Genomic DNA, 15,163 nt, shown 5'->3' with positions numbered 1-15,163 from the left:
ACACTAAGCGATGGAAACGAATAACAAAGGCAACGCAGCATAAATGCTGAATGTGACTGAAAATTAGTCTTCGTCGATAGAAGAAGCGTAACCTGCAGCATCAAGTAAGTTTTCTAACTCACTTGCATCGTCAAGTTTCACTTTAAATAACCAACCGCCACCAAAAGCATCTGAGTTAACTAACTCTGGTGTATCTTCAAGTTCTTCGTTGATTTCAACCACAGTACCTGAAACAGGTGCGTAGATATCTGAAGCCGCTTTTACAGATTCTGCAACAGCTACATCATCGCCAACACTTACTGAATCATCAACATCTGGTAATTCAACAAATACCATGTCACCTAAAAGGCCTTGTGCATGTTCAGTAATACCGATAGTTGCAGTACCGTCACTTTCAAGGCGAACCCACTCGTGAGATGTTGCATATTTTAATTCTGAAGGAATGTTGCTCATTTTTATTTTTCCTATTCTTACTTTATTAGTAAGTTGATTAGTTAATTGATCAATTACTTGATTAGATCAATAGATTAAATTTCTGTAATTTATATAGCACAAAAGCCGCTAGATAATAATATAAATTCTAAATAATTGGAATTACAACAAAGCCGTCGAGTTGTGAGCCCTTGAACTTAACTAATATAAGTTTGCTAAGTAATAGGACGAATGACGATGCCGCTTTAATTCCAAGTATGACGAATTAGAATACTTTTTTGCCGTTACGTACAAAGCTAGGCTTAGTTACAGTAACTTTAACTAATTTCTTACGCATTTCAACTTCTACTACATCACCCACTTTTACGCTACGTGGTACACGTGCTAAAGCAACACTGTGACCTAATGTTGGTGAGAAAGTACCAGAAGTGATTTCACCATTACCAAATTCAGTAACAACCACTTGATGTGAACGAAGTACGCCTTTCTCTTCCAATACTAGACCAACTAATTTAGGTTGGTCGCCAGCAGCTTTTTGGGCAGTTAATACATCACGGCCGATAAAATCACGGTCTGTAGGTTCCCAACTAATGGTCCATGCCATGTTAGCCGCGATTGGCGAAACTGTTTCGTCCATATCTAAACCATAAAGGTTCATGCCGGCTTCTAAACGTAAAGTATCACGAGCACCTAAACCACATGGCGCTACGCCTGCGTCTAGTAATTTTTGCCAGAAATCTTCTGCCGCAGTTTCTGGAACGATAATTTCGTAGCCATTTTCACCGGTGTAACCGGTAGTTGCGATAAATAAATCGCCAATTTGTACACCAAAGAAGGGCTTCATGCCTTCAACAGCAGCACGCTCTTCAGCAGAAAGTAAAGTGCCAACTTTAGCGATAGCTTCTGGGCCTTGTACGGCAATCATGCCATACTCAGGACGCTCAGTAATGGTAATATCAAAACCAGCAGCTTGCTTAGTCATCCAAGCAAGATCTTTTTCACGTGTTGCAGAGTTAACGACTAAACGGTAGTTAGTGTCTGAGAAAAAGTAGATGATCAAATCATCAATCACGCCGCCTGCTTCGTTTAACATACCTGTGTATAACGCTTTACCTGGTACGGTTAATTTAGCAACGTCATTAATCACTAAACGACGTAAAAACACTTTGGCGTCAGTACCTTGCACATCAACAATAGTCATATGTGATACATCAAACATACCCGCATCAGTTCTTACTGCATGGTGCTCTTCAATTTGAGAGCCATAGTTAATTGGCATTTCCCAGCCATAAAAATCAACCATTTTTGCGCCTGAAGCTAAGTGCTTGGCATGTAATACTGTTTTATTCGTCATGTGTGTACCTAAGAGTTATCAAAAGGAATTATCAAAGTTGGCTAATTATAACCGTCACGTACCGTTGATTCAACAACAAAACTTACAATTTAAAAATATAAACCCGTGTTCCATGGAATAACAGAATTATATTTGCAAAGTTACATTTTTTTGAAATTATTCACATCAATATCTTGATGATTGAGGTACAGAACAAATAAAAGCCAATAAGATTTTTGGCTTTTATTTTGTTCGTAGAGAGACTTGTTGGTAATGCTCGTTAAAAAGCAGCAGTTATGACTAGTTCATAAGCTGCATTACAGCTTATCTTTTTGATAGGCAAGTTCAGGTAGATCTGCCTTGGCGCCTAGCGCTTGTGCAATTAAACGATTTTTAGCTGGGCCGAAATTATTAAGAATATTCATGCCGACACCGCGCAGTAATTGAATCGGTGCTGATTGCGGCGTGAAAGCTTGCTTAATACCAGCCATGGCAGCGATCATTTCAGTGGCCTCACTTTTACGCCAGCGTGAAAAGGCTTTAAGCTCGGTTGTATTCACTAACTCGGTAGTTATTTCTTCATGTTTATCGAGTTTAGCCGTTAAGGTTTGTGCTAATGCGGCAGCATCAAGTAAACCTAAGTTAACGCCCTGCCCCGCTAACGGGTGAATAGTGTGAGCAGCATCGCCAATAAGTACGACACGCTCTTTTACAAAATCTTGTGCTAAGCGCATAGTTAGTGGGTAAGTAAAACATTCACTTTTGAGTTCAATATCACCTAACTTACCGTCACTGGCTGCAGTTAACTCTTTGGCGAATTCAATTGGGCCAAGGGCTGTTAAGCGCTGGGCATCATCAGGAGAGGTTGAATAAACAATAGAACATAAGTCACTCGCTGAATCTTCGCCGTTGGCTTGCTTAAGAGGTAAAAAAGCCAGTGGCCCTGTAGGCAAAAACACCTGCCAAGCAGTATTTTTATGGCCTTGTGGGCAAGCAACGGTAGCAACAATAGCGTGGTGGTCGTAATCTTTAAAGATCATCGCCATATCCATTTGTTGACGTACCCAAGAATTAGCGCCATCGGCGCCAACTACCAGTTTAGCGATAATAGGTTGTGCTGGAGCGCTGTTCGAGAAGCTTTGAGAAGAGGCATCATGTGCAAAAGTAGCAAACACTTCACTATCACCATGACTAATGCTGGCGAGTTTATTGTCAGTGAAAAAGTGAATACCTTCATCAAGCTGCGCTTCTTGCCATAATGCATGGCGAATCACTTTGTTTTCAATGATCCAACCTAAGTTATTTTCAGGCGGGAAACTGTTACTATCTTTTGCAGAGAAATCTAGTTTACCCACACCGGCTTTATCCCAAACATGCATATGTTGATAATCTTGCGCCCGGCTATTTTCAATAGCAGACCAAATGCCTAAGTTGGCAAAGATGTTTTTGCTGGCAACATTAATAGCGCTAACCCGAACGTCAATATTTTGATCAAGCTCAGTTACCACTGAGGTATCTACCAGAGCAATTTTTAATTGGCTTGATTTACGTAACGCTAGTGCCAGTGTTAAGCCCACCATGCCAGCACCGACAATTAACACATCAAATTTTTGCATGTTTTTCTCTTGTTAAATTCTTATAAGACACTATCGATTTCCGCGCTACTAATAGCCCATAGTTTTCTTAACTAAAGCACTCTTAAGTGGCGAAATAATATTAAGTGCCTGTAAACCGATATTACGGCCTACGACCAGTGGCGGTAGATCATTAGCAAATAAGGTCACTAGTGAGTCAGTTAACTGAATAACTTCACGTTGATCTTTTGCCCTGTTTACTTGGTAATTATGCAATAAGGCAAAGTTACCGATATCTTTGTTTGTCACTAGTGCTTTAGCCACTAACTCAGTCATCACCTGAACATCGCGCAAACCTAGGTTAAAGCCTTGGCCAGCAATAGGGTGAATAGTGTGTGAAGCATTACCAATAAGTGCCATGCGATGATAGGTTTGCTGTTGAGCTTGCAGTAATACTAACGGGTAAGTATCACGTGTCCCTACATGAGTTATTGCGCCAAGATAACTGCCAAATGCACGTTCTAACTCGATTTTAAAAGCATCATCATCGAGTTTTTGAATTTCTTGGGCTTGCTCTGGTGTCATTGTCCACACCAGTGAACATCGTGACTTTCCATCCGTTGATGAGCTCGAGTTTACTGAGTTCAGCGGTAACATGGCAATAGGGCCAAATTCGGTAAAACGTTCAAAGGCTTTATTATAATGAGCTTTGCTGGTGGTAACATTGGCAATTAAAGCCACCTGTTGATAATCATCACAACTGACCGCTATTTTAGCTAGTTTTCTCACCGGTGATTGCACACCATCACAGCCGAGTAGCAGTTGTGCAGATAATACTTTACCTGAATTTAGCGTTACACTGACTTGCTGTTTATCTTGATTAGCTTTTTCTTCAATTGCTTTGTCTTGTGACTGACAACCTTCTTGCTGACTATCTTGCCAAGTAATATCAGCTATTGAGTCTGGGCTAAACCAGTGGATGTTTTTTGCAGAACTGCTGTTTGAATTGTGATTGCTTTTAGTATTTTGAGCTAAGGCTTTTAATTGCGCTTTGCCAATAAGTGCCATATCGATGACATAACCTAGCGCATTAACGCCATATTCTTTGGCTGTTAATCTCGCTTTAGCAAAGTGACCGCGATCAGAAATATCAATATCTGTAATTGCGCAGGTTTCATCTTTTAAGTATTGCCAAGCGCCAAGTTTTGCCAAGTATTTAGCACTACCGTGAGATAGCGCTAAAACGCGGGCATCAAATAAAGCATTGTCATTTGCTGGACTGTTTTCTTTAAAAGCTAACGTTTCAATTATGGCAATGGATAATAAGCTACCATCGGCTTTAGTTAACTTACTTAAGCTTAACGCCATTAAGCTACCCGATAAACCACCACCTGAGATAATAACATCAAAATGTTGACTCGTATTTTGCTTAAAGTTTTGCTTAAAATTTTCCATTACGCTCATTTTAGCTTTTTATGTTTATTTAACTTGTGCTGAGTTTACTTAACTGCGCTTAGACTTTTCTTGATTTAGCTATCATTAAGTTATGCTTTTTGCATTTTCTGCCATCAAGCCTTCAATATCTGCAATGGTTTGAGGTGAGTTAACGGTAAAGTTCTCAAAACCCGTTTCAGTTACCGCAATATTATCTTCAATGCGGACTCCAATACCACGCCACTTTTCTTCAACAGTTAAATCGGTTAGCGGAATATAAATACCTGGCTCAATAGTCATCACCATGCCCTCTTCAAAAGCACGAAGCTGTTCTCTATCGCTGCTGATATGATAATCACCAACATCATGTACATCTAAACCTAACCAATGACCTAGACCATGAATAAAGTATTCTTTCACTTTTTTATCACTAATAAGTTCAGTTAGATCACCAGTCAAAATACCTAAATCAACGAGACCTTTTGTTAAAAAGGCATTAGTTAGCACATTTAATTTGGCAAAAGACATACCAGGTTTAATGGCGTCAATAGCGAGATTTTTAGCATCGAGTACCAATTGATAAATAGCTTTTTGCGCTGCGGTAAATTGTCCATTAACTGGGAAGGTACGAGTAATATCAGCAGCATAACCCGCTAACTCTGCGCCAGCATCTATCAGCAAAAGTTCATTGTTATTTAAGACATCGCTATTAGCGGTATAATGAAGAATGTTGGCATTATCACCGCCAGCAACAATACTGGCGTAGGCAGGATGTCTAGCGCCATGTCGCGCGAATTCATGCAAAATTTCGGCTTCAATTTGATATTCAAATTTACCCACTTGGCACTTTTGCATGGCGCGTTGGTGGGCTAAGCCTGAAATATGATTAGCTTGGCGCATCAAGGCCAATTCATTTTCAGTTTTGATTAAACGTAACTCTGCGACCATAGGGTCAACATCGGTTAAATGTTGTGGCGTTTTCGCCCCTTGGCGAATATTTCTATTTACGTGTTTTAACCAAGAAAATATTTGCGCTGCAAAACCATGATCGCTAAAACCAAAATACACTTGGCTTTTACCTTCAAGGTAATCAGCTATTAAGCTTTCAATTTCAGCAATAGGGTAGCTTGCATCAACACCATAATCTTGTACCGCTTTTATTTGACCAATACGTCGGCCCTGCCAAATTTCATGTAAGGCATCTTTAGGCAATGAAAATAAAATAGACTCGGTTTGCCCCTGTTCACCTTTAAGCAATACTAATAATGCATCTGGCTCATTAAAACCGGTTAAGTAGAAAAAGTTTTTATTTTGACAAAACGCATATTCAGTATCATTACTTCGGGTAAGTTCACTGGCCGCAGGAAATAAAGCAACACTGTTGGTTGGCATTTTTGCCATTAATGCAGCACGATGTTTGCCAAAATCACTTAAGGGTAACTGGCTCAGAGGTGCTTTAGTTGAAGGTACTGTATTTGAAGAAACTGTGGTCATGTTGATTTACGCGCCTATATAGTGGAGTTAATTTTTTGCTAACCGTTATTTTCAGCTATAAAATTAGTGAAGTATTTTTTTATCTGAGCTAAGACTCTCACTATTTGGTGGTGTCGCTAGTTCACTAAAACACAACAATGCTGAAATCCGAACATATTCACTGATTTCAAAATACGCTTGTTCAGTATCTTCATCTTCTTCCATTTCATCAGATAAATTGGCAATTTCACCAAAGTCGGTAAGTACTTCTTTAACTTCGTCTGAAACTACAGGGCTGTCTTTTTGCTGTAAACCGTAACCTAAATTAAAACCTTGTACCCAAACACTTAAAGCGTGACCACGTTCGGCCATACTGTCATCATCATCGGGCAATAAAAGGTTAAAGCTATAGTTGTCATCTAATATGTTGGACCACAATTCACTGTACATTTGTTTGAACGCTTTTTTTACTGCTGGTGGAAAACCATCACCGTCATTAAATAAGTCACTTAGCATTACCATATAACCTTGGTCTTCAAATTCAAAACCTGCACAAACTAACCCTGTTAATACACCATGTAATTCACTGGCATGAAACTTTACATCTTCGCTAGTCAAAATGGCTTGCATAGAAGCAAAGTCCATCAAGTTATTGTTGGCATCGTTGTTTGAGTTTGCTTCAGTCATGATTTACTTTCTATGATTGCGGGGAGTTAAGTAAGTAATGGTATCATTGAGCAAAATAACAGAAAAGGAAAATAACAAAAAATGGCGATAAAGCACGCTATTTACTTGCATAGGGGGCTTAGCATCGTTATCATTGAAATAATAGGCTAAAAAAATAGCTATATTATTAATAATACTTGGAAATTTTGTAAATGGCGCAACGAACCGTAGAAATCAACATAGTTGATCGCAAGCTGAAAATCGCTTGTCCAATAGGGCAAGAAACCGCCTTATTATCTGCGGCGCAAGAGTTAAGTGACCGTTTAGAAAAAGCAGGGGCGAGCAAGGCAATCAGTACACCAGAGCAGACATTATTAATGACCGCGTTAAATTTGGCTAATGATTTATTAAAAACTCAGCAGCAACTAAAAATTGAACAGCAAGATAATCAAGAAAAAATTGCCTTATTGCAATCAACTATTGAACTAGCCCTATCACCTCTAAAGAAAAAAATTGCCTAGTCATTAATCGCTTAACCTTTTATCTCCCCCTCCCTTAACCTGTATTATCGTTAGCTTATCAGGTTTTTTTGTCCATTCCCTCATTATCTTGAAACTAGTATTTTAAGTGGAACTATGGAAATTTGAATTAAAAATATCTGAGATGATTAGGGGTTATTGATCTTTTTTTGAATTTTATACGTAAATGGTAATCTCGTATAATTCACTTCGTCAAAAAAACATAACGAGATTGCCATGCCCTGATTGAATTATTGCCTCAACGTGATTTTGTTATCGTTGACAAAGGTTATGATAACTAACCTGAACTCTGGATAATGAGTGTTTGATGTTTAAATGAAAACAACAACTTACGGTTGTTAAAAACAAAATTTACACGCTGAAGTAACGATATACTCTATCAATATTTCAATTTATGACTGCTAGCTAGATAATCACTTTATTTCCTATAACTGAAGATCTTGCTAACTAAATAACCAAATCTTTCTAAATGGTATATCCAAGGTTTAAGCAGATGACGCTTACACCGATCATTATTAACCTTCGAATGAATTAGCTACTGTATTATTGTTAATAGGTACTAAGCCCCTTTTTTTACCTAATCTATTCCATATTATAATGAGTAAAAAAACACTGATTACGGCTTGAATAATAACGGCATATACCGATAGGTACCAAAAATCTGCTAACGAATACCCCCCATTTTCAGTCATGTAAACAACAGGAAGTACAAAACTAACTAATCGTGTTGAAGTACTAAAAAATGCAGGCCACGTATTACCTATCGCTTGAAAAAAGCCTGAACAGGCAAAAATAAACCCTGTGGCTAAATAATTGAAACAAACAATTTGTAAAAAAATTGTACTTTGTTTGATAACTTCAGGTTCATTTGAAAAGTAACGTACTAATAAATAAGGCTGAAAGTAGCTTACTAAACTCACCATTAACATAAATATGATGGTTAGTAACACAGTCCAATAAAATGCACTTTTTACTCGTTTATATTTTTTAGCTCCATAATTCTGCCCAGCAACTGCTGGTAAAGTAAAGGCTAATGCCATTACAGGTAAAAAGAGTGCTTGAATTATTTTTGAACCTAAGCCAAAACCCGCCTGTGCATCAGGTCCAAATCCTTGAATTGCCCAGTAAGTCACCGTCATATAAACAAACATTAACAAAAATTCAGCACCTGCAGGAAAACCTATATTAACAATTCTTAGAATAATGGCTTTATCAGGTAACCATTGCTTGAGGTTCAAAGTGATATATTGCTGTTTTTTAGCGATATAAAACCATAAATATACAACAGCAACGACCACAGAAATAGAGCTTGCAAGCCCAGCTCCAGCAATGCCCATAGCAAAGCCAGTACCTATTCCAGTGATTAAAATGGGAGATAAAATAATATTTATAATTAACGAACTTGCTTGAGCTATCATCATAGGTTTCACTAGGCCACAACTACGAAGCGCGGCCCCAAACGTCACCATTAAAAACTGTAGTGCCATGCAAGGTAAAAACCAATAAAGATAACTAAGGCCTGCCTTAATGGTCTCAATATCAGGTGTGCTATTGACTAAATACCATTGGGAGAAAAAAACGCCAAAGGATAATACAATAAATGTAGCGACAACCGCACTCATAACTGCTTGATTAAAAATACGATTAGCAATTAATTGATTCTTTTCACCTACAGCATGAGCCATTGTAGTAGCAGTACCAATATTAAAAATTTGGCTTAGTGCGAAGATAAAAAACATGATGTTACCCGCTAAGCTTAAACCTGCAATCGCAGCTCCCCCTAACTCACCAACAAAGTATAAATCAGTTAAAACATATAACGTTTGAATACACATGCCAATAGTCATAGGCAGTGCCATGGTGACTAGGTGTTTTAATATTGACCCTTGAGTCAGATCCTTCATTACTTACATTCCTTTTTTAGGATTAATTTGATTGAGTTCCGCTAATCAAGTCATCACTAATCACAGTATTTATTTCTCTCAGTAAAATATCTTCTTGCTCTTGCATGAAAAAATGTTTTCCTGGAATCGCTTTTAATTGAAAGTTATCGCTTAATAACGATTGCCAATTTAACATTTGTTCATAGGTCGCCGACTTATCCCGAGTGCCATAAAATAACGTTGTCCCGACAGTTAATTTCTGGCTTTGATATTGATTATCTTCATATAGATAGGTTTCACCTAAACAAAAGTCTGCTTTTAACGTTGGTAATAATAATTGTTGTAACTCTTTGTCGACTAGCATTGCACTTGGCATGCTGCCTATAGCATTAACAGCCAGTATAAAATCTTTATCCGATAATAAATGGTACGGATTAGCACGATTCAATAACAAAGGCGGCTTTCGTGCTGCAATGAATAGATGCCGCAAGTTACCATGCCCTTTTAGCTCTAATTGGCGGGCAAGTTCAAATGCCACCAGCGCCCCATTACTATGACCATAAAAGTAAAATGGTTTATCCGTGAATGGCCCTATATGATCAAGTATTTCTGACACCAATTGTGTTAAGTTAGCAATAGGATTTTCCAGTAAACGCTCTCTCCTCCCCGGTGTTTGTAGGGCAACTACATCAATAGAGTCAGGCAAATATTTTTGCCAACTCGCAAATAGCTGAGCGTCTCCCCCAGCAAAAGGAAAACAAAATAAACGTGCTAGGCTGTTCTTTTTGGAGTTATGATTTATAAACCAAGGAGCGAGTGATGGTTCAGTTAATGTCATTATTTTTCTCCTTACCGTTTATATACCTTGGTCTGTAACCACGTTTACTCATATACCATTTAAATGGATGAAAAATCCCTTTATGGATTTGAAAAGAAGAGGGAAATAAATATGGCTTAACCACCCCTACAGTTTCTGGTGCATCCCCTTTTCGATAATAAAACGTTGAAAATAATTTATCCCAAATACTCAGATCTGAGCCAAAGTTACCTGCTTGTGTTAACGAAGTACTGTGATGAAAACGATGCAGTTCAGGCGTAGCAATTACATGATTTAAAAAACCAAGTTGTACAGAAACATTAGCATGGATAAAATACCCCTGTAATATGGTAAATAAGCCAGCAATAAACATTCCTTCCCCAGAAATTCCACACAGCAATAATACCGATTGAGTAACAACAGCACTAAGCAGAACTTCAAACACATGCACCACGCTATTATTAGTTAAACTAACGGTGTTAGGTACATGATGAATACCGTGGATAGCCCATAGCCATAAATGCCTATGCTCTAATCGGTGAAGCCAATAACCAATGAAAGAACTTAATAGAATACCCAAACCAGCATTTTGCCAAAGTGACAGGTTGTTTTCATCAACTGCCAATGACAGAGCAATTAACCTAACAATACCTTCACTCAATGCACCATAGATAATAACCAAAACAAAACAAATACTGTCTCTACTCCATTCTTTTTTGGTTTGCAGCCATGATTTATTAAAAGGGATAATTCGTTCCATAACGATAAAGTAAGCCATTACCACAAATACGGTGATAAAAGAACTCAAGCCCAAATCAGCGCCAGTTATTAAACTGCTATAACCTATCCAACCAACAATGAAGGCAATAACTGGATAACATAATTTCGAAAAGACAAGGTATAAGTTAAATTTGGAAGTTAAATAATTTGTTGTATAGCTAAGCATATTTATTGTCGCTTTCTAATATGTTTTTTGGTAAATTTTCAGTTTCTAGCTCTGGTATCAACACTTTAAATTTTTTACCGTCATCAATACATAAATGCTGAGCAATATGACGACCACTCGAGGCAGAACGTGTCACACCACCATGAGCACTCCATTGCCCTGTATAATAAAGGTTAGCTAAATTTGGTAAGGTTGGGCCATGTTTATCTTGGTATTTTTCAAGTTCTTCAGTGACAGGCATAAAGGGCTCCCAAGCAAAAATGGTCCCTTGGTAATTCTCGGTGTAACGCTCTGATGTTAATGGTGAAGATACATCTATGTACTCTACTTTTTCTTCAATTTTGTCAAAATGCTGCGCTAAGAACTTAACTACATGCTGGCCTATTTCTTTTTTGGTTGTTTTATATTCAACACTGCGACGACGACGGGTATGGCGATTACGTGTTTTATTTTTACCTTGAGTATTAATGGATTCTGGGTTCAGGTTATTCCACGGTTCATAATCGGACAAATAAGTAATATATAAGACAGATTTACCTTCAGGTGCTTGGTTAGGATAAAGTTTATTTCTTACCTGTACATGTATACCGTTATGGAGCATACCGGGGAAGTTACTTTTCACATTATCAGGAAGTAAGAAGGTATTGTAAGCAGGGTGATCACTATAATCATGATCTACGGCAATAAAAATAGTCACACAGCCAGGAAAAATCATGCCATCAGCTTTATGCTTCATTTCATCATACATACGTTCGAGTATTGGATGTGGATAACGGTCTTTCAATAACATTTTTGTCATGCTGTAACTATCTGATGCGGCAATAACATGGTCGGCAAAATGCTCTGTACCATCAGATAAACGGATCCCTACAGCGACATCGTTTTCAACTAAAATCTCCTCAACTTTACTCTGATAACGAATTTCTCCGCCCAATGAAGTGACTTTATCCGCGAGTTTAAACGATAAACCTAACGATCCTATTTCTGGTACACCTGAATTACGTTCAGCTGCACAAGCAAGGTTAAAAGCAAAGGGCATTAAAGAGAAATGATCGTGCCTGTCGTAAAAAATCCAGTTCATGGCTTCTGCGATCTGAGGGTTCTTAAATTTTGATGAAAACGTCTCCATCGTCAAAGCTAAGGTTTTCATAAATGTGCGCATATACGGCAAAAAATGCCACATCATTTTAGCTTTGTCCCAACGAGTCATCAGCCCCTGACTTTTCAAAAAGGGGTAATGCTTCATGCATCCTCTGAGTTTTCTAACATAATCACAAAACTCCTTAATTAAGGGTTCATCTTCAGGAGATAATGCAATTAAAGAGGCCTCTAACTTATCGGGTTCAACATGAAACTCAATTTTATTACCTTGGGTATCTATAACTGTATTAAAAACATCGGCGTGATTAATTGCCACACCTTTCAAACAGCCTAACTCATCCCAAATAGTCGCCATTTCATTGTTAGTACCTGAGCCATTTAACCAGCTAATGCACCAATCAAAGGTAAAGTCTTTACGATACCATGCTGTACAGCAACCACCGGGCGTTTCGTGTAATTCAAAAATAGTACTTTGATAACCATTCATTTGTGCATATGCAGCTGTCGCCATACCTGACATTCCTGCGCCAATAACAATGATAGATTTTTGTTGTTCTGACATCACTCACTCTTCTTTAAATTTTTTAAGATGAAGCTATTAGTTAGTTAACACTTAATTAATGAATAGTTAGTATTTAGCTAATAGCTTCAGAAGTATTATAGAAAGTTCAAAAATACCGTGGGGAAGTTATGCCATAGCTACCGCAATATCGGTGAACATAACATTCAACTCTACACACCAGTTATCTACTCTTTCTTCTGTCAGTTCGGGTTGATTATCATCATCAAGCGCTAAGCCCAAAAATTCTGTTTTATTTTCATTAAGCGCTAAAGATGCAACAAAGTTGTAATTTTTATTTGGGCAATAACCAATAGCTACCGCACCGCGTTCAACTACTTTATCGTGTAAAATACCAATGCCATCTTGAAACCATTCGTCATAGCCAACTTGATCTCCTTGACCAAAAACAGCTACAATTTTCCCTTCCATATCTACTTTATCGAGTTGCTCCCAAAACGCTTGCCAATCATCTTGCAAGCCACCGTATTCCCAAGTAGAAATGCCAAGAATTAAGAACTCATATCGACTAAAGTCCTCAACACTGGCATCTGAAATGTCATGTAACTCAACCTCATGCATGGATAATTTTTGTTGAATTAACTCGGCTGCTGCTTCTGTATTTCCAGTAGTGCTGCCATAAAAAAGACCAATTTTCATACTCATTATTTTTCCTTAAATTTGTAAGTTAAAAACGAAGCTTATGCTCAGGCTTAAGCCACATCGCCTTGTTTAATTTGAAATGATTTACCTTGAAAGCCTACTCTTTCACCTATCCAGGCATCAAAAGACTTATCATCGTCACGACAGATAAAATGTAAAACATGTCGGCCTGTTGCCGCTGCACGAATTAACCCTCCTGTTGTCACCCAATGGCCTGCCATATAAAAGTTTCTTAGGCCGGGTAAGCCTGTGGTGCCCATCGCATTAATTTCATCTTCTAAACTTTCACCACTCTCTAAGAATGGCTGCCAAGCTAATACAGTTCCTTTGCTATTACCCGTGTACCTAATTTGAGTTAGCGGGGTGGCAATATCGATATATTCAATATGTTCTTTAAGGTCAGGAAAGTGTGAACTGAGCTTATCAATAGTAAATTCTGCCAATTTCTTTTTAGCAATCCGATAATTAACACTGCGTTTTACTTTGGTATGACGTTTTATGGTTTTCTTTTGTACTTCTTGATTGTTTAACTCTGCCCAAGGTTCATAATCAGAGAAATAAGTAATATATAAAACTGACTTTCCTTCGGGAGCTGTATGGGGGTAATGAACATTACGTACTTGTACATTCATACCTGGGTGAGTCATTCCGGGGCATTGCGCATGCTCCTCTTCTGTTAGCAAATGTGTTCGGCAATGGGCTAAATCTCGATAATCTTTGTTGACGCCAAAAAAAATTGTGGTGTAACCAGGAAACATTTGTCCGGGTTCATCTTGCAATTTATTATATAAATGTGATAATTTTTTACTGAGATATTTTTCACCAAGCATATGTTTTACAACAGTATTACCATCACATGCAGAAACAACGATATCCGCATGAATTATTTGGCCATCTGTGAGTTCAACACCAATAGCAGTATCATTTTCAACTAATATTTTATCTACACGACTGTTATAAATAATGTCACCACCTAAAGATTTATATCGGCTTTCAATTGATTGAGCTAACCCTAACGATCCTCCTTCAGGAACACCTGCATTTTTCTTAGCCGCACAGGCTAAATTGAAATAGAAAGGTAAAAGTGGAAAGCTAGGATGCTGTTCATAGAAAATAACATTGAAGGCTTTTTTTAATAGCGGGCTTTGCATTTTATCTGCAAAATCAGACATTAAAGTGCTCATTGATTTACGTATTAAATTAAAACGTTTCATGAATGGCCACATCATTTTCATCCGTTGCCATCGATTTAATATACCAACGGGGACAAGAAAAGGGTATGCATCAATTAAGGTCATAAACTCTCTAACACCGTCGCAAAATTGCTTTATTAATTTTTTATCAACAGGAGAAATCTCTAATAAATGCGCTTCTAGGCGATCTGGATCTGCATAAAAATGCACTTCACCTAGCTCTTCATCAATCACTGAGTTGAAAATATCAAAGTCGATTATTTTTTTATTATCAAGCCCTCCTAATTCTTGCCATATTTGATTCATGCTATTACCTTCACCACTACCAAGTAGCCAGCTAATACACCAATCAAAGGTATAATCTCTACGATCCCATGAAGTACAGCAGCCTCCAGGCAAATCATGCATTTCTAAAATAATGCTTTTATAACCATTCATTTGTGCGTAGCAGCCTGTTGACATTCCGCCAAGCCCAGCACCAATGATGATCATAGATTGTCTCTTATCTGTCACAACGAAGTTCCTTATTCTGTTCAGGTAAACGCGCAAC

13 protein-coding genes are annotated in these 15,163 nt (G+C 38.0%); 1 reads left to right on the top strand and 12 read right to left on the bottom strand.

Features of this window, described 5'->3' with window-relative positions; translation table 11 throughout:
• Positions 1 to 63: 63 nt before the first annotated feature.
• The 6 genes from gcvH to GAB14E_RS09455 all read right to left on the bottom strand — a co-directional run bounded on the left by gcvH (position 64) and on the right by GAB14E_RS09455 (position 6,933).
• Positions 64 to 453, bottom strand: coding sequence for a glycine cleavage system protein GcvH (gene gcvH / locus GAB14E_RS09430; protein WP_033082774.1), 390 nt, complete (start codon positions 451 to 453; stop codon positions 64 to 66).
• 244 nt (positions 454 to 697) lie between these two features.
• Positions 698 to 1,786 (bottom strand): glycine cleavage system aminomethyltransferase GcvT, encoded by a 1,089-nt coding sequence (gene gcvT, locus GAB14E_RS09435; protein ID WP_033082773.1) that lies wholly within the window; start codon positions 1,784 to 1,786, stop codon positions 698 to 700.
• A 296-nt stretch (positions 1,787 to 2,082) separates the two neighbouring features.
• Entirely contained in the window at positions 2,083 to 3,381 is a 1,299-nt protein-coding gene (locus GAB14E_RS09440; RefSeq protein ID WP_033082772.1) for a UbiH/UbiF/VisC/COQ6 family ubiquinone biosynthesis hydroxylase, read from the bottom strand.
• Positions 3,382 to 3,429: 48 nt separating this feature from the next.
• Complete coding sequence (gene ubiH / locus GAB14E_RS09445) at positions 3,430 to 4,794, bottom strand: 2-octaprenyl-6-methoxyphenyl hydroxylase (protein ID WP_033082771.1); 1,365 nt, start codon at positions 4,792 to 4,794, stop codon at positions 3,430 to 3,432.
• Positions 4,795 to 4,878: 84 nt separating this feature from the next.
• On the bottom strand, positions 4,879 to 6,222 hold the full coding sequence (gene pepP / locus GAB14E_RS09450) for a Xaa-Pro aminopeptidase (RefSeq protein WP_033082834.1): 1,344 nt from the start codon (positions 6,220 to 6,222) through the stop codon (positions 4,879 to 4,881).
• Positions 6,223 to 6,330: 108 nt separating this feature from the next.
• Entirely contained in the window at positions 6,331 to 6,933 is a 603-nt protein-coding gene (locus GAB14E_RS09455) for a UPF0149 family protein (protein WP_033082770.1), read from the bottom strand.
• A 191-nt stretch (positions 6,934 to 7,124) separates the two neighbouring features.
• On the opposite strand from GAB14E_RS09455, the gene GAB14E_RS09460 reads away from it, so the two are divergent.
• Positions 7,125 to 7,433, top strand: coding sequence for a cell division protein ZapA (locus GAB14E_RS09460; RefSeq protein ID WP_033082769.1), 309 nt, complete (start codon positions 7,125 to 7,127; stop codon positions 7,431 to 7,433).
• A 533-nt stretch (positions 7,434 to 7,966) separates the two neighbouring features.
• Here GAB14E_RS09460 and GAB14E_RS09465 read toward each other — a convergent pair.
• The 6 genes from GAB14E_RS09465 to GAB14E_RS09490 form a co-directional block, all read right to left on the bottom strand.
• On the bottom strand, positions 7,967 to 9,355 hold the full coding sequence (locus GAB14E_RS09465; RefSeq protein ID WP_231562052.1) for an MATE family efflux transporter: 1,389 nt from the start codon (positions 9,353 to 9,355) through the stop codon (positions 7,967 to 7,969).
• A gap of 22 nt (positions 9,356 to 9,377) precedes the next feature.
• A complete protein-coding gene (locus tag GAB14E_RS09470) occupies positions 9,378 to 10,172 on the bottom strand; it encodes a thioesterase II family protein (protein ID WP_052093753.1) in 795 nt (264 codons plus the stop codon).
• Positions 10,159 to 11,097, bottom strand: coding sequence for a sterol desaturase family protein (locus GAB14E_RS09475; RefSeq protein ID WP_052093752.1), 939 nt, complete (start codon positions 11,095 to 11,097; stop codon positions 10,159 to 10,161). The genes GAB14E_RS09470 and GAB14E_RS09475 overlap by 14 nt, the downstream gene beginning before the upstream one ends.
• Entirely contained in the window at positions 11,090 to 12,760 is a 1,671-nt protein-coding gene (locus GAB14E_RS09480) for a phytoene desaturase family protein (protein WP_033082768.1), read from the bottom strand. The genes GAB14E_RS09475 and GAB14E_RS09480 overlap by 8 nt, the downstream gene beginning before the upstream one ends.
• A 126-nt stretch (positions 12,761 to 12,886) precedes the next feature.
• Positions 12,887 to 13,423: a flavodoxin gene (locus tag GAB14E_RS09485; RefSeq protein WP_081967826.1), complete on the bottom strand. Its 537-nt coding sequence runs from the start codon at positions 13,421 to 13,423 to the stop codon at positions 12,887 to 12,889.
• A 47-nt stretch (positions 13,424 to 13,470) separates the two neighbouring features.
• Positions 13,471 to 15,126 (bottom strand): phytoene desaturase family protein, encoded by a 1,656-nt coding sequence (locus GAB14E_RS09490; RefSeq protein ID WP_033082767.1) that lies wholly within the window; start codon positions 15,124 to 15,126, stop codon positions 13,471 to 13,473.
• Positions 15,127 to 15,163: the final 37 nt, after the last annotated feature.

The sequence above is a fragment of the Colwellia psychrerythraea genome (assembly GCF_000764185.1).
Classification (GTDB): domain Bacteria; phylum Pseudomonadota; class Gammaproteobacteria; order Enterobacterales; family Alteromonadaceae; genus Colwellia; species Colwellia psychrerythraea_B.
Note: the sequence above shows the minus strand (reverse complement) of the source record. Positions and strands in the feature narration are given on the sequence as shown.